Source organism: Symplocastrum torsivum (assembly GCF_059505465.1).
This window is the reverse complement of the sequence record NZ_JCACKQ010000115.1, coordinates 194,967-215,537: the sequence shown is the minus strand read 5'-3', so window position 1 is coordinate 215,537 and position 20,571 is coordinate 194,967. Positions and strand designations below refer to the sequence as shown.

The window sequence follows — 20,571 nt, the reverse complement described above, 5'->3', positions numbered from 1 at the left end:
TGAGTGTGTCTCTCCTCTTTTTTACCACCCCAAGGGGTGGTCAGTTACTTCTGCCAGGATGCACTAGTGCAACGGGGCAGAAATAACTGACTAGTAAAAATCTCTCCATCATCAGGCGACGTGGTCAGAAACTTTTGCCTTGACGCACTAGACTCATAGACCAATTTAGTGAATGTTAAGGCGTAGGGTGCGTTGTAACGCACCCTACAAATAGTTAAAATTTCATCAATTAACTAATCTAATTGTCCAAAAATCAGTGGCTAAATCTGGATTCAAAATGTAGGAATAAGGCAGGGTAAAATGACCTTTAATACCCCATTCAGTTCCCCAAGAATTTCTAACAAGAAATCTTTGGGTTGCATTATCATAACCAACGACTAATACAGCATGACCACCAACTTCTTTCTCTCCTGGTAGAGGCATTTGTACCACACCATTTTGAGCGACAGTTTTTTCTTCAAAGCTTTCGTAAACAGTCATGCCAAAGGAAAAAGGATAGCCTTCCGCGAGACAGCCTTTCATCTGATCAAGATTCTGCGATACCTGACGATAAGAAAGGGCTTTATGTCTACTAGCGGTATCGTAACAAGTTACCGTGGGTTTCAGCGTGAATTTGGCAATATCATAAGACCAAATCGATTCTGGGCAAGCTCCAAACTTGTTGATAGATTTGATAGTGTCTCTGAGCATTGCACCACTATCTTCGTAAACGGTTCCTTCAATATCTCTAGTGGTGTAGTAAGTAAACAATCGACTTGGTGCAAAGTTATATAATTTTTGTTTCATTTGACAGAAATGAAACGCCGCGCAAATAGATTGTGCTGTACAGCTTCCTATAGAACCTTGTGCATAAACAGGAGGTAACTGTGCCCGCAGGTCTACTTTTGGCGGTAAATAAAAAACAACGGCTTGTGGAGCGGAGTATTTTATGTCCCTTGGATCAGGTGTATCAGGAATCCATCCGTAGCCTTGAGTTCGAGTATTCATAGGGTTGATGCTGTTGGTTTGAGCGATTTTTTTGTAAGTTCAACGATAGTATCTCACTTGTAGGTTGCTGTAGTTTCTCAGCTATTAACCTACAGTTATCTTTTATCAGCCTTATGCGGTAAGAGGCTCGGATATCTAATCGTTTATTGCCACTCTCCTACCGGATACTCTAACCACTTCTACCTTGCCAGCGCTTGCCGTTGGTTTAGGGCTGTGCAATACTTTCAGTAAGTACAGTAACTCTATCAAGTTACAGTAGATTGAAGGTAACTCCAGCCAATCGTCATAATTGAGCGCACAGCAAATCAATCTGAGGGAGACAACATGTTACAAGACTCGCAAGGGCTAGATGTTTCAACCGATTCACCAGAAGCGATCGCAGCAATTAATCGTTACGCTGACCAGACGCTAGCTTATGGTAAGGATGCAGTAGCTATTTTCCAAGGAATTGAGGCAGACCCAACCTGTGCGATTGCAAATGCTCATGCGGCTGCGTTTTACCTCTCCCATGAAAGTGCAGAGTCTCGTCGTCAAGCTGTGCCTTATCTCAACGCGGCAAAAACCTACCAAGCTTCTGCCACTGAGCGGGAAAAGTTATATATCTCAGCGGTTGTTGCTTGGGCAACAGGTAGAGTTGATCAAGCAATTGCCCACCTCGAAGCGATCGCTTTTGCCTTTCCTCGTGACTTAGTTGCCGTCCAGATGGCTCAGTACCATTACTTCTACCTTGGCAATAAAGAAAGCTTGCTGCAAATTGCTCAAAACGTTTTATCTGCGAATCGCGAAAATCACTACCTACACGGCATGATTGCCTTCGGTTTAGAACAGTGCCATCATCTCAGTGAAGCAGAAGAAGCCGGACGACGGGCAACCCAAATGAATCGGAATGACCCGTGGGCGCACCATGCTGTAGCTCATGTTATGGAAACTCAGGGACGGCTGGAGGAAGGGATTGCCTGGATGGAGAGCCTTTCACAGACGTGGGAAAACTGTAATTCAATGCTGTACACGCATAACTGGTGGCATATCGCCCTTTACTACCTAGAACAGGAAAATTTTCCAAAAGTGCTGGAACTTTACGATAGCCACATCTGGGGCCGTGCCTGGAAAGAATCTCCTAAAGACCAAATTGGTTCAATTCAGATACTGCTGCGGCTAGAGTTGAGAGGAGTAGATATTGGCAAGCGTTGGGAGGAACTTGTACCTTATCTCACCGCTAGAATCCATGAACATTCCCTCCCTTTCCAAGATTTACATTACGTTTACGCCCTAGCACGAGCATCTCAAACGGAACTCGTGAACGAAATGCTGTTGAGTATGCAAGCTCATGCAGAGAACGTGAAGTCCTATGTTCAAAAAACTTGGGCTGAGGTTGTGGTGCCAGCGGCTCAAGGAATAGTCGCTTATGCAAAGCAAGAATGGGAAAATGCGATCGCTTACCTCAGACCAACGTTGCTGCGTCTACATGAGATTGGCGGCAGTCACGCCCAACGGGATTTATTTGAACAAGTGTATCTTGATGCATGGTTACGTGCTGAACAGAATCGTGAAGCACTCTATCTTTTGGAAAAGCGTTTCACCTCCCGTCGCTATGTTCCCTCAATTCAGCGTGGATTAACTGTGAAGTCTCACAAACCAGGGTTCAGCATCGAGATAATGCGGCAAGCAGTTTAATCAGCCTAAATTAAGATCTAGTGCAAGAAGGCAGAAGAGTAGGAGGCTCCAGGGCAGTTCACTACTAACGACCAACGCTAGCCACTAATCGCTTGGAGTTGAGGACGGTTGAGTCTCAGATGTTTTTACTAAGTTGCGAGTTTTCCAGAACTGACCTCGATATTTTCCTGTCATCTCAGCCTCAGTTACATCCACTGGAGGAGGAGTAGGTTCATAGCTGACACCACGATAAGTTAGTTTAGCTTTTTCCTCTTCTTGAGGTTCAACTAGATAATCAGAAGGCAGTGCTTGTTGTCTATTGCTTAACAGGACAACTATTAAAAGCAATAACTGAATTGACCAGGGTGCTAAGATCAAACTTATCAGTAAGCTAACCCCTGAAATCGCCGCCGCCAGATAGGAAAGTTCATCTGCTGAATGTTTAAAAATATAGGCAGATATTATTAAAATAGCTACTGAAACGACGAAAAACAAAGACATATGGATTATTCCTCCTACTAAGAGTAGACGTTAATTTCTAACTCGCTTTTTACGCTTCAAAGTGTGATACTCTATATCCTTCCCAACAGTCGCCAAGTTGAATCGGCAGCTTGAACTAAGCTGGAATGGTAATTAATTAGATTTGATATTACGGCAATTGGTCTCAACATACACCCACCGTAGGACGAAGAAATAAACCTTAACTTCCAAGGTACTGTACTAAAGAGGTGTCGATCAGAATTTCGCCATATTGTGAAGAGAACTATAGGCTTTGAGTTATAGAAAGAAAATCTTGCTCGAAGAACGCTTACTACCCATCGTTTCAGCCGATTCGTTCATAACCTCTTTGGAGAGCTGCATCGTACATTCTGCCAAGGGGAGCATAATCTTCAGACTTTACAGGAACATAGCGCTGTATCTGCGATCGCTTCATTGCGGATTGGAGTTCTGTATCCGCCTGGATTAATGCTGACTCTAACGAATCCCTGAAGGCTTGACCAAGGTGCTGTGCTACTACGACAGGTGGCACGAGGCAGGGACCAATTGAATCAATTACCCGTAAATGATGAGACAATTCAGGAAAATCGCGGAGTTCCTGCTCTAAAACAGTGCTATCAATTGCAGCGCAATCAGCTAGTCCTTCGATTACTAGTCTAATTGATCGCTGATGTGAGCCGGAAGGGATAAGATTGCCAAAAAAGTGACTAGGATAGCTAGCCTGAATTAGTCGTTGGCGTACTAAGTTGTAACCACTATTCGACCCCAAGTCATTGTAGCTAAAGGTTTTTCCCGCTAAGTCATCAAAGCTCATCACATCACTATCAACCTTGACGATGATATCGGAGAAGTAAACAGGGCGGTTTTGATAGCGTGTTGCTTGCATTACTGGCGCAACTAGCGCTTGCAGTTGGTGGCTGCTAGCTTGGTGATGTCGTGCAAACGGCAAGCCACAGATAAAGGCAAGATCGAGTTGATCATTTAGCAGTATCGGGTCTTCGAGAGGGTCATACTGACTCTGCTCTAGCTGTATTTTTACATCGAAAACACGGCTCAAGTAGGCTCCGACTGCCTCATAGAATCCAAACATATTCGGAGCAAGATAGGAGACTAGCTTGAGTTTGTTGGGTTGGTTCATTGAGACACGACTAACAATAAGGTGGCTTAAAGCCCAGCCTGCACAGGAGTCTGTTCAGAAACGCGGCGCTGCCGTCAATGGTTAACGAGACTTCCGGAACAGTCAGCAACCAATAGAATTCTTAGCTTTTCTATCTTAAACTACACTTTCCCTATCGAGATAAAGTATTTTACTGGTAAAATTCCTTCAACCCATCTTTGACGACTAATAGGGATTTGATGCGGTGAAGGGTTTTTCACAATCAGGATGAGTGAAATGACGGCTTATAGGTACTTATCGACAGGGACTATTGAGATTAAACACAGTCAATTTCCGCGTCGCTCTCTACTACCCTTGGGGCGGGATTATCTCTGGCAAATTGAGAGTGGAGTGGTTCGCACTTCAACTTGGCTGGAAGATGGAACAAATGTGACGCTGGGTTTGTGGGGGGCAGGGGATGTTGTATCGCGGGTGCTATCAAAGGCTGACCCTTATCAAATTGAATGCCTTACTGCTGTAGAGGCAACCTTACTGCCTGTTGATAGGTGGTATCAGGTCAATGATGCTCTAATCAAACACATTCAGCAATTTCAAGAGTTTTTGGAGATTTTGCATTGCCGCTCAGTTGAAACTTCGCTCTTGCGATTATTGATTTGGCTGGCAAACAAGTTTGGTCAGGAAGTCGAGAGAGGACAACGGATAGAGCTACGTTTAACTCATCAAGAACTTTCTGAAATCATTGGGACGACTAGAGTGACGGTGACGCGACTTCTCAAGGATTTTGAGAACCAAGGCATTATTGAGCGTCTCCCGCGCAAGTTTATTGTTCTGCATGACAAGTCGCCGTTCTGGCATTACGAAATTTAAGCGAGTACAACCCATTACTAAAGATACGTTGGATGGTACAGAGGGTGAGTGGTGAGTCAGACAAATAAACAAGGGCGACAGAATTCGTCGCGGGTGCGAGATCATCTAGCCAATGAGCGCACCTACTTAGCCTGGATGCGTAGTGCGATCTCGCTTATGGGTTTCGGTGTCGTCATTGTGCGTCTACGTTACTTTCAAATTCCCCAACTGCCTCGTCCGGGTAATGGCTGGAAGTTGGGTTTATTCTTCACAGTGGTAGGTCTGATGACGGTATTGCTCTCAACCCTACATTACTTCTCGATTAGGAATGCGATCGACGAAGACACCTATGAACCCACAAGCCGTTGGATAGTACTCTTCAGTATTGCCGTAACACTTCTGGGAGCTGGGGTAATCTATTTCATCTTCACTGCCCCCTTCATGTCAGTGACGTTCTATGTCGATGATACTGAGTGATCGCGGCTTGCCTTGTTGGTTGAGCCTGATTTACATATTTGAACGCAACCTTGTAGGATTTGCGATCGCCACAAACAACAATAAAAAACCCTCAGTGGGAAACTGAGGGGGTCGATCAAGGGTGCATCTAGTTCTTCTTTATCCGACACTACCCTTACCTAATCCGGAAAAACCGCTAGTCCTAGAGCAAGAAGGCAGAAGCAACATTGCTTGTACAACTGTCCATTAAATTATTATTTTCCACTTTAAAGAATTAATTTCCCTTTTTATGTTAAATCTTAAAAATGGCTGAAACCCTTTTCTGATAGAGTTTTCAGCCTTTTTTTATTACCAATACCCCTGAGCCTAAATTTAAATCAAATTACTTCCAAAATTTTTAAATACCGTAATATTCTTTAAAGTGAAAGGCTTCACTTTTTTGAGCAGTTGTTGGAGGCTCACTATGTCTACAGGGGATACGGTGTTGGGAAACAGCTCTTTCAGCCAAGAGGCAGAACATTTACAGGGACAGCAAGCATTGTCACTCACTCTCCTAAATGAGATGACTCCAGAGGTTCAGCAAAAGATAGACCTGATTGACGCTGTACTCCAAGCCCCTAATAGAAAAAGCCGGAGGGAAGCTATTCAAAAAGCATCTGAGGTACTAGGCAGAACTCCCCGAATGATTCGCATAATGCTAAAGAGAGTAGAGGAAGAGGGAGTTGCCACTCTTGCGGTTGGTCGCAAGGACAAAGGGCAGTTTCGCATTTCCGAGCAGTGGTTCAAATTTATTATTGCCACCCATAACTGGGGGCAGCGAGATGGCTCTCGGATGAATCACAACCAAGTTCATGTGCATCTCATGGCTCTTGCATCCAAGGGAAAAGCACTGCGAGAGAAAAAATATGCGGAGCGCTTCAAGGATTACCCAGAGGTATTAGAAGACCTTGTGGCGGGAAAATATCCATCCCATCCGACTGTCTACAAAGTAATTAATTTTCATCTGGCTCAAAAAAACAAGAAGGTTCGTCATCCGGGTTCTCCGGCTGAAGGGCAAATCATCCAAACCACGGAAGGTATCTTAGAAATCACTCATAGTAATCAAATTTGGCAGTGTGACCACACGAAACTTGATGTCTTTCTGGTTGACGACCAAGGTAATGTCATTTTTCAGTTAGACGATAAAGGTGAAGAGGTTATTGGTCGTCCCTACATAACGCTAATAATGGACAGCTATTCTGGCTGTATTGCAGGCTTTCACCTGGGATTTAAAGCAGCAGGTTCGCATGAGGTGGGTCTAGCGTTGCGTCATGCAATCCTGCCAAAGCAGTATGAACCAGACTACAAACTCCAGGAAAAATGGAATGTTTGCGGCATCCCTGAGTATTGGGTAACTGACCGTGCTAAGGAGTTCAAGTGCAATCACTTGAAACAAATCTCAATGCAGTTAGATTTCAAGCGCCGTCTAAGGGCGTTTCCCTCAGCAGGTGGGTTAATTGAGTCGATTTTCGACAAAATCAACAAAGAAGTTTTATCACTGCTTCCCGGTTATACAGGCTCAAGGGTTGCAAAGCGTCCTGATAATTGTGAGAAACACGCCTCTCTAACACTGGATGAGTTAGAGAAGAGGTTGGTGAGGTACTTCGTTGATCACTACAACCAACATGATTATCCGAGGGTGGCAAACCAAAAGCGAACTCAACGATGGCACTCAGGATTGCTGGTAGAGCCACAGGTTCTAAATGAACGTGAGCTAGACATCTGCTTGATGAAGGTGGCTCATCGTAAGGTGGAAAAGTATGGTTGTGTCAAGTTTGAGTGCTTGAATTACCGAGCGGATTGCTTAGTGGACTATCAGGGTGAGCGGATTTCCATCAGATACGACCAACGTAATATCCTTATCCTTCTTGCCTACACTCGCCCAAAAGACGGTCAACCCGGAGAGTTTATTGGAGTTGTTCCTGTTAGAGATGCCAAAGAAAAGCAGATGTCTTTGGAGGAAAAGCAGATGTCTTTGGAGGAGTTGAAGTGGCGCAAGCAGAAATTATGTGAGCAGGATAAGGAGATTAACAATAGTTCAATTTTGAACGAGCGTCTGGACTTATATGAATTTGTGGAGGAGAAGCGTAAATCCAAGCGGCTGCGCCGTAAGAAGGCTCAAAAACGGCATGAGCAGCAGACTAATCAATCCAAGGTGCTTGAACTATTTCCTCAAAATGCTACTGTTGGTGATACTCCAGTCCCACCAGTAGCATCCCAATCAACTGTGGCACAGACTCACCCCATAGCTGTAGAGACATTAGATGACTCATCTACCGAGTACACCCCACCAACAAAGATTGTTGCCTACGACTGGAATCAACTGATGGAGGAGAACTGGTAATTCGAGATGGCACAACCTAACCCAGCCTCACAGCCAATCGATAACCAATTACAGCAATCGCCTCAAGCGAAGGGCACTGTTGACTCTAAGCGATCACCTGAACAGCAACCAGAAGTTGAGCATATTCGTAATAGCAACAGCTACTGCCCTGTTCAACGAGATGAAGCTCTGTTCAAGTGGTTGGACATACAACGAGATACTAGATGCAGTGGCTATATCAAAGCACTCAATGGTGCGGATTTGCAGAAAACTTGTCAATTTTATCGAATGAAGGAGGCAAGAAGGCGGGGAGTTTTGCAAGCCATTCCCATGCCAGTTGTCTATACAAAAGTCGAGCAATACGGTGCCCCAACTGACTTATTCCTGTCAATACTCAAAGCCTTGGGGCATCCTCTGGCTGAAGTCGGTTCCTTGAGAGATTTGCGATCACGCACTGGTGGAACCCTCAAGGCGTTTGGTGTTAAGTTACTCATTGTCGGGAACGCCCATTATCTGTCCTACAAATCTTTTAATGAGCTGGTTGAGATTGTTCGCGGTTCAAAGATTGCTGTAATTCCGGCAGGTTCATTGTACTTAGATGAGATTCTCGATCGCAAAAGTAAAAGATATACGGATATTTACAATACGTTTCTGGATAGTCATGAATTTGTGTCTTTCTCCAAGAAAGAGACTGTTCAACTGGTCGCCAGTTGGGAGGAGCAAGTTCTTGTGCCTTTGGAGCGGCAACTCAATTTAGCATCCATTCCTGGATTCTGTAACTCTCTTTATGAGAAGTGTAGTGGACAAGCTGAACCGCTTTACGACTGCCTTCGCAAAATCGCAGTTTATAGGCTGGAGAATCCTGGTACTCAATTGAATTCGTCTAGTCTTAATCAGATTCTTGGAACAAGAAGACTACCCATTGATGCGTCTGTGCTTAGAGCCTAATTGTGTCGTTGTTTATGGAAACGGAAGCCCCCCAACATCCACCCTGGTATCTTGAGCCGTTTGAAGGAGAAAGCATCAGCCACTACTTTGGACGATTTCGCCGTCAGGAAGTTATCAGCGTATCTACTCCCAGTAGTTTGAGCAAGGCAGCAGGGATTGGTACGGCTCTATCTCGCTGGGAGAAGTTTCGCTTCAATCCACGTCCGACTCAGAAAGAATTGGAGGCGATGAGCAAGCTAATTGGTGTAGAAGTCAACAAGCTTGAAGCCTTATGTCCACCAAATGGTGTGGCAATGGTACATCGCTCAACTCGCCTATGTGCTGTATGTTACCGTGAAGCTCCCTATCACCGGATCGAGTGGCAGTTTCAATCAACTGAAGGCTGTGAGAAACACCGACTGCGGCTGATATCGAGATGCCCTGCTTGTGATGAGAAAATACCCTTGCCTTTTGAGTGGAAAGAGGGTAGTTGTCAGCGCTGTGGTATGAAGTTTAGCTCGATGGCAAAGCGGCAGAAACTCTATGATTAGTGGTACTTAAACATTTTCTAGTCCATAAAGGGGTGAAAACCTGGTGTTTGAATCTAGTATAAATGCTCACTTACTGTATTCTTAAGTTGTGATGAAGTGTCTGTTCTTAACCGCGTGATGTTTGTCATAGATGCATCAAGTCAGATAAAGGCTGTTATTGTTCAGCACTAACAAACCAGTCTTTAATGAAGGTTAGAAGCTTGAAGAACATTGCAATCTTTATAGCAAGATACAAGTTGTTTATTCACCGAGAGTACAGCTTCCTTCAAAGTTGATGATACTAGGTTCCCGATTTGCATAGACTTGCCTTCTCCTCCCCCGAAATCGGACAGGCATCACCTTGTTGTTGATTGGACCCAGTTCTAACTTTAAGACATCCTCAACAATTCCGTTCATCTTCAGGCTATACACTGCTTTTAACCATGCTTTTGGCAAAAATAACCTTGGTTGTGTTTGCAGCTTTACCCACAATTCAGGAAAAATCTCCTCGACTTGAGTAGTAGGAAAGAACTGTTCGAGGTCTTTGGGAAGTGGTTCTCCGAGCAACATTAGACGGGCACGTAATCTAGCCATTTCGTCTGCACTGTAGTTGTTATAGTTTATCTCCATTGCAAAGCCACTATTTTGCGATCGCTGAGTTGGCGTAAGCATAATCTTAAAGCTAGTTCTTCCTGCGCTCGATTCAGATTCCACGGACGAGACTTGCATAATGCCAACTTCAGACTGATCTGCGTAGGTAATCTGCTTTCTATTGTTAAACTCTCCTGGATGAAGGGACTTTAACTCGGCGATTTGCTCCCTATCCTCTATTGGTAACAATTGAAGAATAATACTTCGATCTTGTGGATTTTTAATTGAGTCTGTTCGGAAAAAGTTATCATTCAGCATGACCCAATCTTTAGGGTCTTTTGCTGTCATAGATCTGCGAGTTGTGATGTTTTTTGAAACAGGAGCTTTTCGGGGTGTTTTTGTCTTGTTTTTTGCTGTATCTGGCTTTGTTGACTCTGCTAATTTTGTTTTCCCGTGAGCGCGGGCTACAGTCAAAGATTCAGATTTTGTTTTTGCCTCTGGTGTCTTTTTGCTCTGCCTTTTAGCAGCAGGAGGAGCAGGTGAATTTCCCCTACCCCTTGGAGGATGCCCACCTTTACTTAGGTTAGTTGAAGAGTTTTGCTTCAGCAATTTATATGCTTTATCAAACAGTAATTCATGAAGAAGTAATAAATCAAAATCGTTCAGGGCAGGATTTTGTCTGCTGCGACCATATCGTTCGCCAACTTTACTGTTTAACTTAGACCATTCATCACTTTTTGTACGAGCCTTTTGCTCGAGTAAAGATATCAGGTAACCATTCCCTAAGTTGATATCAAACTTCTCCTTTTCATTTTTTATATCAAAAGAGCGAACCTGAGCAGCACTACGCGCTAAATCTTTAGGAAAAATATCTTTTTCTTTATACTCTTTAGATTTATTAGGATTAATAGAAAGATACTTATTCCTATATTTTTGAGCTTCTTCAAGAGCTTGAATGATATATGACAGGGATTCTCTATTATCAAGTCCTATGGGAATATCAATCTCTATGGGGATTGATGTATCACTTTCATCTAGGAGGTTTAAAAATTTGTTATCTCGAAAAAATTTTATTTTTTGTGATTTATGTATATCCCAAATCACTTCATTGCTAGTCACTAAAACTAAACTAACGAGCGCGTTAGATTTGCTTTTGCTTTTTCGTTTGAGGATTGATAGTAAAAGTTCTTCAAGCTCATGTTTAGCTTTTTGAAGTTTCTGGCATATTTTAGCTCTATTTAAAGGACCCGAATCTTGGAGAATAACAATTAAGTCTATATCGCTTTCGTCTGGAAGAAATTGATTGCCACTTCCGTTGATGAGACTACCAAAAAGATAGAACTTACTAAGTTGCTTAGTATTGTGCTTTTTAGCCCAACTCTTTAAAATATTTATAATTTGCGTAACTAATTCTCCTGCCATTTTGGGTGGGTAATCATTCCTTTGGATAAATGAGAGAGTAAGACAGATTTATTTGAGATCAAACAATGAATAAAACATCAATACTATGTAAACAATTCCAAAAACAACTGAAACATACTGTTCAATGCTTGTAGGTCTTAGATAAGTCCTTCCGGTTAAATCCTGTTCCCTTAAAAAACTCTCTTTGTTGTAACAATAAAATGGCAAAAACTCTTCCATTTCTAAAATTACCTGGATTTTTCGCTCAACTAATCTTCTATAGGACCGAATATTAAAATTCCATAAGATACATAAAATGGAACCCAAAAAACCTACTACTAGCCCAACCATAGGGGAACTAAGAATATGTTCCTGGTTGCTAGCTATAGAAAAAATAGCTAGCAACCCAGACAGAAGGGAAATAAAAAAGCTATTAACTTGATTCCTTCTTGCGCTAATCCTGTCATGCATCTCTACATACATTTTGTACTGTTCTAAGAGGAGGTTCTTGTGATCAGTTTCATAGTTCTTATTTAGGATTTGGTTTAAGCTTAGATTAGATGGCATAACACTTGAAAATCATCCTTAAGATAGAGATTTTGATTATTTAATTAAACTACATCTACTTTGAGAGCCACAGGTTTTTTATCTGGGTCAAGATGAGATTTCACCGACAACGATTAATCAAAGCGATAGGGCATGGCAAGGATGGATTGTTGCTGAAACTGAGAAACTTGAGCAATCAGTTCAGCCTTGCTAATAAGCATTACAAAACGAAGCATCTTAATCCTTATGCGTCCGTTATAGTAGTAGGCTTTGGCTTTTTCGTAGGCTGAATCGTTGCTCACCTGAAGTATTCGTCCCAGGTAGCATTTACCCAGATATCGGCTTGCAGTTTAGCTTGGACTTGGCTGATAACAACCCTATTCAGCTACCGCTCAATCACATCTTAACGTAGGAGTGAGCGCACGCTCTGGAGGTGGAGAATGAACGGTGGCAGAAAACGAACCATCCAGCCTCACATTATCTAGTTGACAATCACGGTTGTATCTCAAACTCAAATTGAGAACGATAAAAACAAATAACAAATTATATGAAGAAATTAGTCTGTCCCAAGAATCAGTGGCACCTGACTACTCTTGACTCAGGCAAATGTCAAGCGTACAGGAGAATTTTCTTCAATCTCACTTATTTCATGAGGATTTTGGATAGATAGCAGATAAAGAATTCTGAGAGTAATTGACACCCCATTAAACTAGCCAATGCTGCCAACGATTAGTTATCTCTTGGGGGATTGGCTTGTAAATCTCTCGTTGGTCAATCCCGCCAGCAACTTGAGAGGAACACAAGAACTTCCAGTATTTATTTTGCATTCGCTGAGAGGGGGCTAGAATCACCTATAAGCCTCTTTTCCCTCTTATCTGCTAGATTTAAAGGTTTGAAGTAATCGAGAAAATTGATTGTTCCGTTTGTAAATTTGCGGCTACACCTAAGTCTCGCCTATAGTAGCGTTCAGTGAGCTTTCAACAGAAGCGTTCACGATCATTCAGGTCAAGAAGTTAGCGGCAATAACAGATAGCCAATTCAGCAAAGTAATAGAGCTGTGTGGTTTTACATACTAATGCTCTACCGCTGAAAAATACAATCGAGTTGAAAAGGAACACACAACCTACCTGAGAGTTGTCCAGCTAGTCAAGTAGGTTCATTCTGTTCCCTTACCTCAAAACTACATTTTACTTATGGAGTCTTTATGGCGAATCCAAGCAACCATCATCATAAACCATCAGGAAGGTCTTTTTCTGAGAAATTAGGTATGGCAATAGCTATAGGTGGCTTAGCCGTTAGCGCTTTGACAGTCCCAGAGGCAAGATGTTTTGTCCGCTTACCGTCTGAATCGTGTCCTGTAACCAGTACTAGTAAAGCAGAAGACTTATACCAGAAAGGTTATCAGTCAAGGATAGACAACAAGCACACTGAGGCTCTTTATTCCTTTGACCAATCAATTGAACTTGACCGTAATCAAGCTAAAGTTTGGAATCAACGAGGACTAACTCTAGAAAATTTAGGTAGAAATCAAGAAGCACTTGCATCTTATGATGAGGCGTTATCACTTGATTCTACCTATGAATTAGCTCGGCAAAATCGAGACACCTTACAACAAGAACTCAAGAAAAACTAATCTGAAAGGGGTTATCTGGAAAGATACTTCGGATAGTTAGGCATAAAAAATAGGGTGCTTCTACTTTCTTCTCACAGTTTAAACTGCCTTAGACTTCTTTTAGCACATTGAATTAAATACAATGTATAACTTAACGGATAGACAAAAAGACCTTTTACGATGGTTTGTAAAACAGGTCAGTCAAAGACACCTACCTGAAGAATTTATGGTTATTTGGTCTATATCTGGTTCGTCTATCTCCTATTACAGTGGAGAGGAGCCAATACCAGAATTGGGAAAAGGGGCTATCCAAATACTTCAGGCAGAGGGCTTGCTTTGGTGTGAAAACATAGGAAAGAAAAATAATGACCTACGATGCACTCTCACTAACAAAGCTTATGAAGCTGTAGATACCAACTTCAATGCCTCAGATACATCCTTTGTTAAGCATCTAACACCATTAGCTGACATCACTAATCTAGATAAGGAGTTAAAGGAAAGATGCCTACCAATATTAGGAGCTGGAAGTGCTGATGAAAAGATGTGGGATTCTGCTGTTCGTGTAGCAGGAGTCATTTTAGAAGAGCGCTTAAGAGATGTTGGCAACATAGAGGCTGGTTATGCTGGTCAAGATATTGTCAATAAAGTTTTTAAAAATGGTGGTACTTTAGCCTCTAAGTTTTCAGTTGATTCTGAGAGGCAGGGATATCGAGATTTGTATGCAGGGGTTTTTGCAACTTTCCGTAATCCTTCTGCTCATCGTCTTGTTGACCCAACTCCAGAAGAAGGAGGAGCGTTCATTGTTTTTGTAAACCTTTTACTCAAGAAGCTAGAAGATTTACGATAGTAAGAATTAAAGATTACACCACAGCTTGATTTTGTTTTGGGCTGGATTGATCAAATAGATTAATTTTGATAAATCAGTTCAACAACAACTTTTAACAAAACTAGAAATTGAACTTATGCATCCAGACTGCAAACAGATGTCAGAACACATGAAGTGGTTAGGTTTAGGAATTCTCGCTCAAGCTCAAAAAAATGCTTTCTACTGGGATTCTTGTGATACTCTTCAGCGAAGTGTTTTTGCGGTACTTCAAGCTGCTCATTCAGCAGAAATTCTTATAAAAGCCGCAATTGCTCAAGAGCATCCTCTACTAATCTTTAGCCAAATTCCAAAATCTAGCTCTACTGATGATGGACTTCTAGGGATTAGTGATTTACTTCACCAGGGGAAAAGCATTCAATATTCTGAATTGCCAGAAAGACTTTGGGCAGTTACGGGATACAAAATTAATGAGCTTAAGACTTATCAAGACTTCGGAAAGGTAAGAAACATTATTCAACACGTTGCTCTTCCAAGTTCAGAATTCAATCAATTAACAGCAGAATTTATCTATAAAGTGATAGATCCACTAATAGGCGATCTCTGGGACTTTTTTGCTGTAGAGCATTGTGATGTCGATTCTCATGAAGATGATATGTTTAACATCTTGGTTAGATACGGAATTACTTATTTTAGGTATCCTTCTCGGTTTTCAAGTCAGGCAGAACAAGCTCTTGCCGGAAATGAAAATTAGTTTAATCTTCGTGTTATTCAGTGATTGATTATTTTCTGCTGGACTGGTTTGCAAATCTCCCGTAAGTTATCTCGCCTGTTCCTTAACAAGATATTTATTTTCAAGATTTAGTCAAAGAAATAGGATTAAAGCAGTAGTTGAGGACAAAAAGTTGGTAGAGAATATTACCTTCCGATATGTAACACCTATTTTCAACCATAATCCTTTTGTCAACTTTAAGCATTCAGGTCAATACAAAGACGCAAGCTATACTATCAATCTAAAAGCATACGATAGTTCAGAACTTATTGAATTACTTAAATACGGAAATAACGCGACAAAGAGAAAACTTCAGAATATAGGAGAATCTTACCGTTTTTCCCCTTCTTTTACAAATGTGTTTTTAGCAGTAGATATCATTCAACCACTTACCAAGCTTAGAGAAATATCTTCAAATACAGAGGAATCAAGAGACATATTTCATGAAATTGTTTCTGCTTTAAGACTTCATACAACTCGTGGATTGTTTTTTGATTATACTTATATATTCTCTTCGATTCCTTTTCCTGAATCCACACCTGATACACGTCCCGCAATCATACGAGAACTAGCAGGAGAAGTTACCAACTATTCAACTTTATACTCTCTTACAATCCCATTAAGTCATGGTGCATTGGGATATGGTAAATCTGCTTTGCCGACTCAAGAACATGAACCAGCTAAGTTGACTTTTCAGCGTCTTCTGTATAAAGAGTGGGATGAGGCAAACACTTTTGACAAGCTTCTTAAACTGGCTCTAGAGTATCATCGGCTTTCTTTCACTCTAGAACGAGTTGACCATGCCTTCCTTATTTTAATGGTTGTGTTTGAAGCACTCTTTAAGAAGGAAGATGAGAATAATATTAATAATGCTGCTACCCGAATTGCACAATTTATGGCAACTGTGCAAAAGGATATGAAACCAATTAGGAAAGCTTTCTTAAGCCGCCCAGTTACATCTTTTTTAACGATCAGAAACGGTATTGCTCATGGCGATCCTACTCTTGATAAAGTTATAGTAGAGGCTCAATACTTAGAACTGTATAGATATATAACTGAAGCAATTATTAAACTAATTAAGATACCAGATAACGCTATTGGTACAAATTATTATGATGACTTAGAAAAACATATTAATGAGGAATTCTTTAAACTAAAACTATCTTAACAGTAATTGAAAGGTTTAAAAATTAATAGCAACAGCTAAACAAAGAACTATTCAAAAATTCTACAACTAATTGTTTTGCAAATATGGTCAGTTATGATAACCTACCGGAGATTTTCTATCTAGGCGTTTATCAGCCTATGACTGGCGATTGTGATAATTTCGATTTCACACAGTATAGTTCAGGAATTCGGGATATAAAAGATTGTGATCCATTAGCGATTGAAGCTTTTGCAGACTGTATTTTATCAAACTTGGATAATGATTTTGATTGTCTAGCGGTCATTCCATCTCACTATATTGGGGTAGATACTTCTGGGATTAGATCTCTGTGTAAGAAGATTAGTCGAAGAATGAAGCTAGTTGATGCAACATCATGCTTGGTAAGACATAAACCTACCGAAAGACTCTCTACAGGGGGCGATCGCAGCATTCAAACACATTTAAACTCAATTAAGGTAGTGGACAATGAACTTATTAACGGCAAAAAGGTACTTTTGCTTGATGATGTTTCAACAACGGGCAACTCTTTAAAAGCCTGTAAACAACTACTTGAATCGGCGGGAGCTAAGACTGTAAAAAGCTTTGTTTTGGGGAAGACTACTAGATTAGGAGAAGACCTAGAGTTTTTTTGCTGGCAATATGATTCTGTTAAAGAACGTATAGAAGAAGAGGCAGACTGCTTAAAACAGCAATTACATGAGGATTCTAAGTTTGACTATGAAGAGATAAATAATTACCATCAATCAGAAATGGAAACCTTATCAGAAGCTTTTCATTATGGGGGTATATCAGAAGAAGAATATGATGAACAAGGTTGCGGGTTGGATAACCACTGTTCTAATTTGTATGGAGATATTGATTCGGGTAACTATGACTCTAGTCGAAGCATTGATTATGATGCAGAGTGCCAAATGGAGAACTTAGACAATCTCTACAGATTTTCTTCACTTAACGCAATTTACTGTTAAAGACTCAAATATAGCGTTTCTCCGTTAAGTGAGGTACATTTTTAGAGCTAAAACTATTACTGGACAAGGATTAGTTGCACCTCATCAGTCAAGGAAACGCTATAAATCCTATACAGGATTCAAGTAGTCGGGAAACTAAGTAGCTATTACAAGACAAACATAGGCAAGAAATGATTACCGCAAAACACGCAATAAAATGTGCAATGGATTACTTGAAGAGTATGAAAGAAGACATGGGTAGTGGTTCAATAAGCGACATAAGGCTTGAAGAAGTTGAACTATCAGAAGATGAAAAAGATTGGTTAATTACTTTAGGCTACGATGTTCCTGTTAAAGACAGAATTCTTACCGATTTAGGAATTACTAATCCTGCTATTGGACAAAGATATCAACGTGAGTACAAAATATTTAAAGTTGAGAGCAAAGGTGGCAATGTAAAAAGCATGAAAATCAGGAAGATATGAGCAATGAATTAAACCGAGAATTAAATTGGCTCATCCCCAAATACGCACAGAAAGGAGTTTTAGTTGACACCAATGTTTTAATTTTATATCTTGTTGGACTTACCAATCCCAAACTAATAGAAACTTTTAAAAGAACAAAGCAGTTTTCAATTGAAGACTTTGAGCTTTTAATTGCATTAATCGCCGCTTTTAATAATAAGGTAATTACTACTCCCAATATTCTTACAGAAACCAGTAACTTTATTGGTCAACTTGAAGAACCAGAACGATCTAAGTGTTATTCAATATCTGCCCAAGCAATCGCAGAGATTTGCGAAATTTATATTGAGAGTAGAATTGTAGCTAACTCCAGCAACTTCAAGATATATGGGCTGTGTGATTGTGGAATTGCCAATATAGTGAAGGATAAATATTTGAACATGATCGGTTTTGACAGACTTTAAAACACTGAAGAATTCAGATAGATGGTTAAAGACTGAAAGATTAATCATTGTTCTTTCTGATATTCAATTGCTTTAATCCAAGCAAACTGGGCTACTGTTTTGCACCTATGCGCTAACCATTTATCTTCCTGGGATTCACTATCTTTTTCTGGCATTTCTAGCGCTTGCCAAAACGCCTCAAAAGCTAGACTTTCTTGACTGCCTCCATTCAATTGCTGTTCGAGATCTGAAATCTTGCTTTCTAATCCGTTTCGTTGAGCTTCCCATAAGAGTTGATTCTGTCCTTCTGGGGCAACTTTGGGCATTTTGGCAAGTGTTTCTGTAAAGTTATCTAGTTGCTGTTTGGTTCTTGAATTACTCATGTCATTCTTCCCCCATCAAAAAGTTGTGTTTAGTCTCAGGATTTAAGACGAAAATATACTTTCTATCCTGATTGATAAATCTAATGAAAATATAGCCATTATAGCTTCCTTCAGTAACAGTTATCATTCCCATAATTCGAGGATTAAGCTCTATATCCTTAAAGACTTCCTCATCCTTAAATTGTGCTTGAATGGCTTCCTTTAATTGTTTGGCTTTACTGCCTTTTACTGTCTGCCAATTCTGATCAATTATGATGTTTAACGGAGGTAGGTTCATTTCAGTTATTTTATCTCCTTTAAGGATGAATCGGGAAGAAGTTCAAATGTAGCAACTGTATAAGATTGACTTGAATCTTTAGTTGTTTTCTGAAGCATCACATCTACTCCTTGTTTTTGGGTTAACTTTTGGAGATATCGAGACGTTATTCCGTAGCTAACTAGTTTCCAATCTTCAGGCGCATCTTCTAAGCCACAGTAATAATCCAAATATTCAATAACGTGTTTATTAATTCCCTTATGAACTAAACTCATTCTTGTTCCTGCCTATAGATTAAGACAATTCTAGGTAACTAGTTAAACCAATCAGTGTGACCAGCGGTTAATTTTCTCTTGCTATGATTATCAATGGTTTAAACAACATCTTGACTATCAACCTCAGTTAAATCTTCATTTGCAAGCTGAATTACAAGCCGCATAAAGGTAGCCGTAAGGTAAATCATGAACTCAACTTCATCTACCGAATACTTTTCATCATGCTTAACAGCATCATTTTGATACTTTGTATAATTTTGCAATTGAACGCTATACAAAGTATTTATATTAGGATGTAGTTTCTTTTGCTTGAACCAATCCTTAAGCGCTTTCTCCTGATTTTCCAGCGATTTATTGTTATGTAAAACCTCTTTACACAGTTGTTCTAAGGCTAAACGTAAGTTATCAAGTAAATTTCGGAACTGAGCAGTATCTCCGCTCTGATAAATATTTAGTGCCTGAAGAAACTGTTTTGCCGCATTTGGATATTTTTCAAGCTTTGAAATAACATAATTCACAACCTCTTTATCTAGAATTTCCTCGCCATGAGGATAAATGATTATCTCTCCACCTCTATTAACAATGTTAAAGCTGACGCTAGGAGTCATTTCACTTAGGCTTCTAACTCCTTTTAATAACTCTGGAATAGACCCTTTTCCTCCTTCATCTTCTTCTAGCGCCCAGAAGAAAGCTTGTAAAATAAATCTCAACTCTTGAGGAGTGTTACTCTTTTTAATTTCTCGATACAGATGAGTATCACCAAACCATCTTCCAGGTAGAGGAATAGTACTAGGAGACTTCTGGGGAGAACCTATAGATGATATGGGTACAGAACGAGATTTTTTTACAATTGGTTCGTCAGCTTGATGAAGGTTATAAATGTACAAAAACTTTTCATCTATTTTTTTATGATTAGCTAGATAATCTCCAATTGATTTATCAACGACAAGAATTATTCTATTTTTAAAAATTAAAAACTGTTCTTCATAAGGAAACTCTATATTCCAGCGCTTATAGTATTCCATTAGCCGTTTTTCAATATCCATTTCAGCATTTGGCTATAGATGTAGGATGGGAGTAGTCACGCCATATCATTGTTCATTATCCAGACAATGACTACTCTTCTGTCTCCGACTCAAGGCTGAATCATAAAGCCCCAAATACCAATCTCAGGAGAATCATTCTGTTTCAGAATCGAGAAACAATCCACATCTCATTAGACCAACCAATGCTGCCAGCGGTTGATTATCTCTTGTGGGATTGGCTCATGAATCTCCTGCAAGTCAATTCCCTTCTCTCTTTGATATCTGCTCCCTGACCCTTTGGGATAGGGTAGCGACCGATAAAGCCCGTATTCAAATCCCAAAAGTTAGATAGCCCTACTCGATAATCCATCTTGCCTTCCTTACAGACTAACGTGAAGCCCTTCTGGTTCATGTAGGTCACACTTAGCAAGTGCTATTGCATATTGCGCTGAACACGTACCTAATCATTAAGCAAGCTGGCAAGACAGA

At 40.5% G+C, this 20,571-nt stretch carries 24 protein-coding genes; 13 read left to right on the top strand and 11 right to left on the bottom strand.

The features are described 5' to 3' along the window. Nucleotides 1-225: 225 nt before the first annotated feature. Nucleotides 226-987, bottom strand: a complete 762-nt coding sequence (locus AC5JL3_RS28585) for a C1 family peptidase (RefSeq protein ID WP_496077678.1) — start codon at nt 985-987, stop codon at nt 226-228. 324 nt (nt 988-1,311) lie between these two features. Here AC5JL3_RS28585 and AC5JL3_RS28580 point away from each other — a divergent pair, with 324 nt between their 5' ends. Beyond that, nucleotides 1,312-2,661: a tetratricopeptide repeat protein gene (locus tag AC5JL3_RS28580; protein ID WP_496077677.1), complete on the top strand. Its 1,350-nt coding sequence runs from the start codon at nt 1,312-1,314 to the stop codon at nt 2,659-2,661. 84 nt (nt 2,662-2,745) lie between these two features. On the opposite strand, the gene AC5JL3_RS28575 is transcribed toward AC5JL3_RS28580, so the two are convergent. Next, nucleotides 2,746-3,141 (bottom strand): DUF4278 domain-containing protein, encoded by a 396-nt coding sequence (locus AC5JL3_RS28575; protein ID WP_496077676.1) that lies wholly within the window; start codon nt 3,139-3,141, stop codon nt 2,746-2,748. 322 nt (nt 3,142-3,463) lie between these two features. Next, nucleotides 3,464-4,276: a phosphate/phosphite/phosphonate ABC transporter substrate-binding protein gene (locus AC5JL3_RS28570; RefSeq protein WP_496077675.1), complete on the bottom strand. Its 813-nt coding sequence runs from the start codon at nt 4,274-4,276 to the stop codon at nt 3,464-3,466. Between the two features lie 255 nt (nt 4,277-4,531). Between AC5JL3_RS28570 and AC5JL3_RS28565 the strand changes: the two genes are divergently transcribed. From AC5JL3_RS28565 to AC5JL3_RS28545, 5 genes are all read left to right on the top strand, one after another. Beyond that, nucleotides 4,532-5,122, top strand: coding sequence for a Crp/Fnr family transcriptional regulator (locus tag AC5JL3_RS28565; RefSeq protein ID WP_496077674.1), 591 nt, complete (start codon nt 4,532-4,534; stop codon nt 5,120-5,122). Nucleotides 5,123-5,173: 51 nt separating this feature from the next. Then, a complete protein-coding gene (locus AC5JL3_RS28560; RefSeq protein WP_496077673.1) occupies nt 5,174-5,578 on the top strand; it encodes a YidH family protein in 405 nt (134 codons plus the stop codon). A gap of 442 nt (nt 5,579-6,020) precedes the next feature. Further along, nucleotides 6,021-7,940, top strand: a complete 1,920-nt coding sequence (locus AC5JL3_RS28555) for a TnsB C-terminal domain-containing protein (RefSeq protein ID WP_496077672.1) — start codon at nt 6,021-6,023, stop codon at nt 7,938-7,940. A 6-nt stretch (nt 7,941-7,946) separates the two neighbouring features. Then, complete coding sequence (locus AC5JL3_RS28550) at nt 7,947-8,867, top strand: ATP-binding protein (protein WP_496077671.1); 921 nt, start codon at nt 7,947-7,949, stop codon at nt 8,865-8,867. 14 nt (nt 8,868-8,881) lie between these two features. After that, nucleotides 8,882-9,397, top strand: a complete 516-nt coding sequence (locus tag AC5JL3_RS28545) for a TniQ family protein (RefSeq protein ID WP_496077670.1) — start codon at nt 8,882-8,884, stop codon at nt 9,395-9,397. Nucleotides 9,398-9,637: 240 nt separating this feature from the next. On the opposite strand, the gene AC5JL3_RS28540 is transcribed toward AC5JL3_RS28545, so the two are convergent. The 4 genes from AC5JL3_RS28540 to AC5JL3_RS28525 all read right to left on the bottom strand — a co-directional run bounded on the left by AC5JL3_RS28540 (nt 9,638) and on the right by AC5JL3_RS28525 (nt 12,765). Continuing rightward, entirely contained in the window at nt 9,638-11,389 is a 1,752-nt protein-coding gene (locus AC5JL3_RS28540) for a nucleotidyltransferase domain-containing protein (protein ID WP_496077669.1), read from the bottom strand. 48 nt (nt 11,390-11,437) lie between these two features. Beyond that, the gene (locus tag AC5JL3_RS28535) at nt 11,438-11,935 is read right to left on the bottom strand and encodes a RipA family octameric membrane protein (RefSeq protein WP_496077668.1); all 498 of its coding nucleotides are present in this window, start codon (nt 11,933-11,935) and stop codon (nt 11,438-11,440) included. A gap of 113 nt (nt 11,936-12,048) precedes the next feature. Then, nucleotides 12,049-12,216 carry a hypothetical protein gene (locus AC5JL3_RS28530; RefSeq protein ID WP_496077667.1) on the bottom strand — a complete coding sequence of 56 codons (168 nt, stop codon included), beginning with the start codon at nt 12,214-12,216 and terminating at the stop codon, nt 12,049-12,051. A 402-nt stretch (nt 12,217-12,618) separates the two neighbouring features. Next, nucleotides 12,619-12,765 carry a hypothetical protein gene (locus tag AC5JL3_RS28525; RefSeq protein ID WP_496077666.1) on the bottom strand — a complete coding sequence of 49 codons (147 nt, stop codon included), beginning with the start codon at nt 12,763-12,765 and terminating at the stop codon, nt 12,619-12,621. A 416-nt stretch (nt 12,766-13,181) separates the two neighbouring features. Here AC5JL3_RS28525 and AC5JL3_RS28520 point away from each other — a divergent pair, with 416 nt between their 5' ends. From AC5JL3_RS28520 to AC5JL3_RS28490, 7 genes are all read left to right on the top strand, one after another. After that, nucleotides 13,182-13,547: a tetratricopeptide repeat protein gene (locus AC5JL3_RS28520; protein ID WP_496077665.1), complete on the top strand. Its 366-nt coding sequence runs from the start codon at nt 13,182-13,184 to the stop codon at nt 13,545-13,547. A gap of 121 nt (nt 13,548-13,668) precedes the next feature. After that, nucleotides 13,669-14,373: a TIGR02391 family protein gene (locus AC5JL3_RS28515; RefSeq protein ID WP_496077664.1), complete on the top strand. Its 705-nt coding sequence runs from the start codon at nt 13,669-13,671 to the stop codon at nt 14,371-14,373. A 148-nt stretch (nt 14,374-14,521) separates the two neighbouring features. Beyond that, nucleotides 14,522-15,103, top strand: a complete 582-nt coding sequence (locus tag AC5JL3_RS28510; protein WP_496077663.1) for a hypothetical protein — start codon at nt 14,522-14,524, stop codon at nt 15,101-15,103. A gap of 151 nt (nt 15,104-15,254) precedes the next feature. Beyond that, nucleotides 15,255-16,289: a hypothetical protein gene (locus AC5JL3_RS28505; RefSeq protein WP_496077662.1), complete on the top strand. Its 1,035-nt coding sequence runs from the start codon at nt 15,255-15,257 to the stop codon at nt 16,287-16,289. Between the two features lie 83 nt (nt 16,290-16,372). Further along, nucleotides 16,373-17,257 (top strand): ComF family protein, encoded by an 885-nt coding sequence (locus AC5JL3_RS28500; RefSeq protein ID WP_496077661.1) that lies wholly within the window; start codon nt 16,373-16,375, stop codon nt 17,255-17,257. A gap of 170 nt (nt 17,258-17,427) precedes the next feature. Then, nucleotides 17,428-17,721: a hypothetical protein gene (locus AC5JL3_RS28495; protein WP_496077660.1), complete on the top strand. Its 294-nt coding sequence runs from the start codon at nt 17,428-17,430 to the stop codon at nt 17,719-17,721. Then, nucleotides 17,718-18,164 carry a PIN domain-containing protein gene (locus tag AC5JL3_RS28490; protein ID WP_496077659.1) on the top strand — a complete coding sequence of 149 codons (447 nt, stop codon included), beginning with the start codon at nt 17,718-17,720 and terminating at the stop codon, nt 18,162-18,164. The genes AC5JL3_RS28495 and AC5JL3_RS28490 overlap by 4 nt, the downstream gene beginning before the upstream one ends. A 44-nt stretch (nt 18,165-18,208) precedes the next feature. On the opposite strand, the gene AC5JL3_RS28485 is transcribed toward AC5JL3_RS28490, so the two are convergent. The 4 genes from AC5JL3_RS28485 to AC5JL3_RS28470 form a co-directional block, all read right to left on the bottom strand. After that, the gene (locus AC5JL3_RS28485; protein WP_496077658.1) at nt 18,209-18,526 is read right to left on the bottom strand and encodes a hypothetical protein; all 318 of its coding nucleotides are present in this window, start codon (nt 18,524-18,526) and stop codon (nt 18,209-18,211) included. 1 nt (nt 18,527) lies between these two features. Next, a complete protein-coding gene (locus tag AC5JL3_RS28480; protein ID WP_496077657.1) occupies nt 18,528-18,803 on the bottom strand; it encodes a hypothetical protein in 276 nt (91 codons plus the stop codon). A 5-nt stretch (nt 18,804-18,808) separates the two neighbouring features. Further along, on the bottom strand, nt 18,809-19,057 hold the full coding sequence (locus AC5JL3_RS28475; RefSeq protein ID WP_496077656.1) for a hypothetical protein: 249 nt from the start codon (nt 19,055-19,057) through the stop codon (nt 18,809-18,811). Nucleotides 19,058-19,155: 98 nt separating this feature from the next. Further along, nucleotides 19,156-20,103 carry a hypothetical protein gene (locus AC5JL3_RS28470; RefSeq protein WP_496077655.1) on the bottom strand — a complete coding sequence of 316 codons (948 nt, stop codon included), beginning with the start codon at nt 20,101-20,103 and terminating at the stop codon, nt 19,156-19,158. Nucleotides 20,104-20,571: the final 468 nt, after the last annotated feature.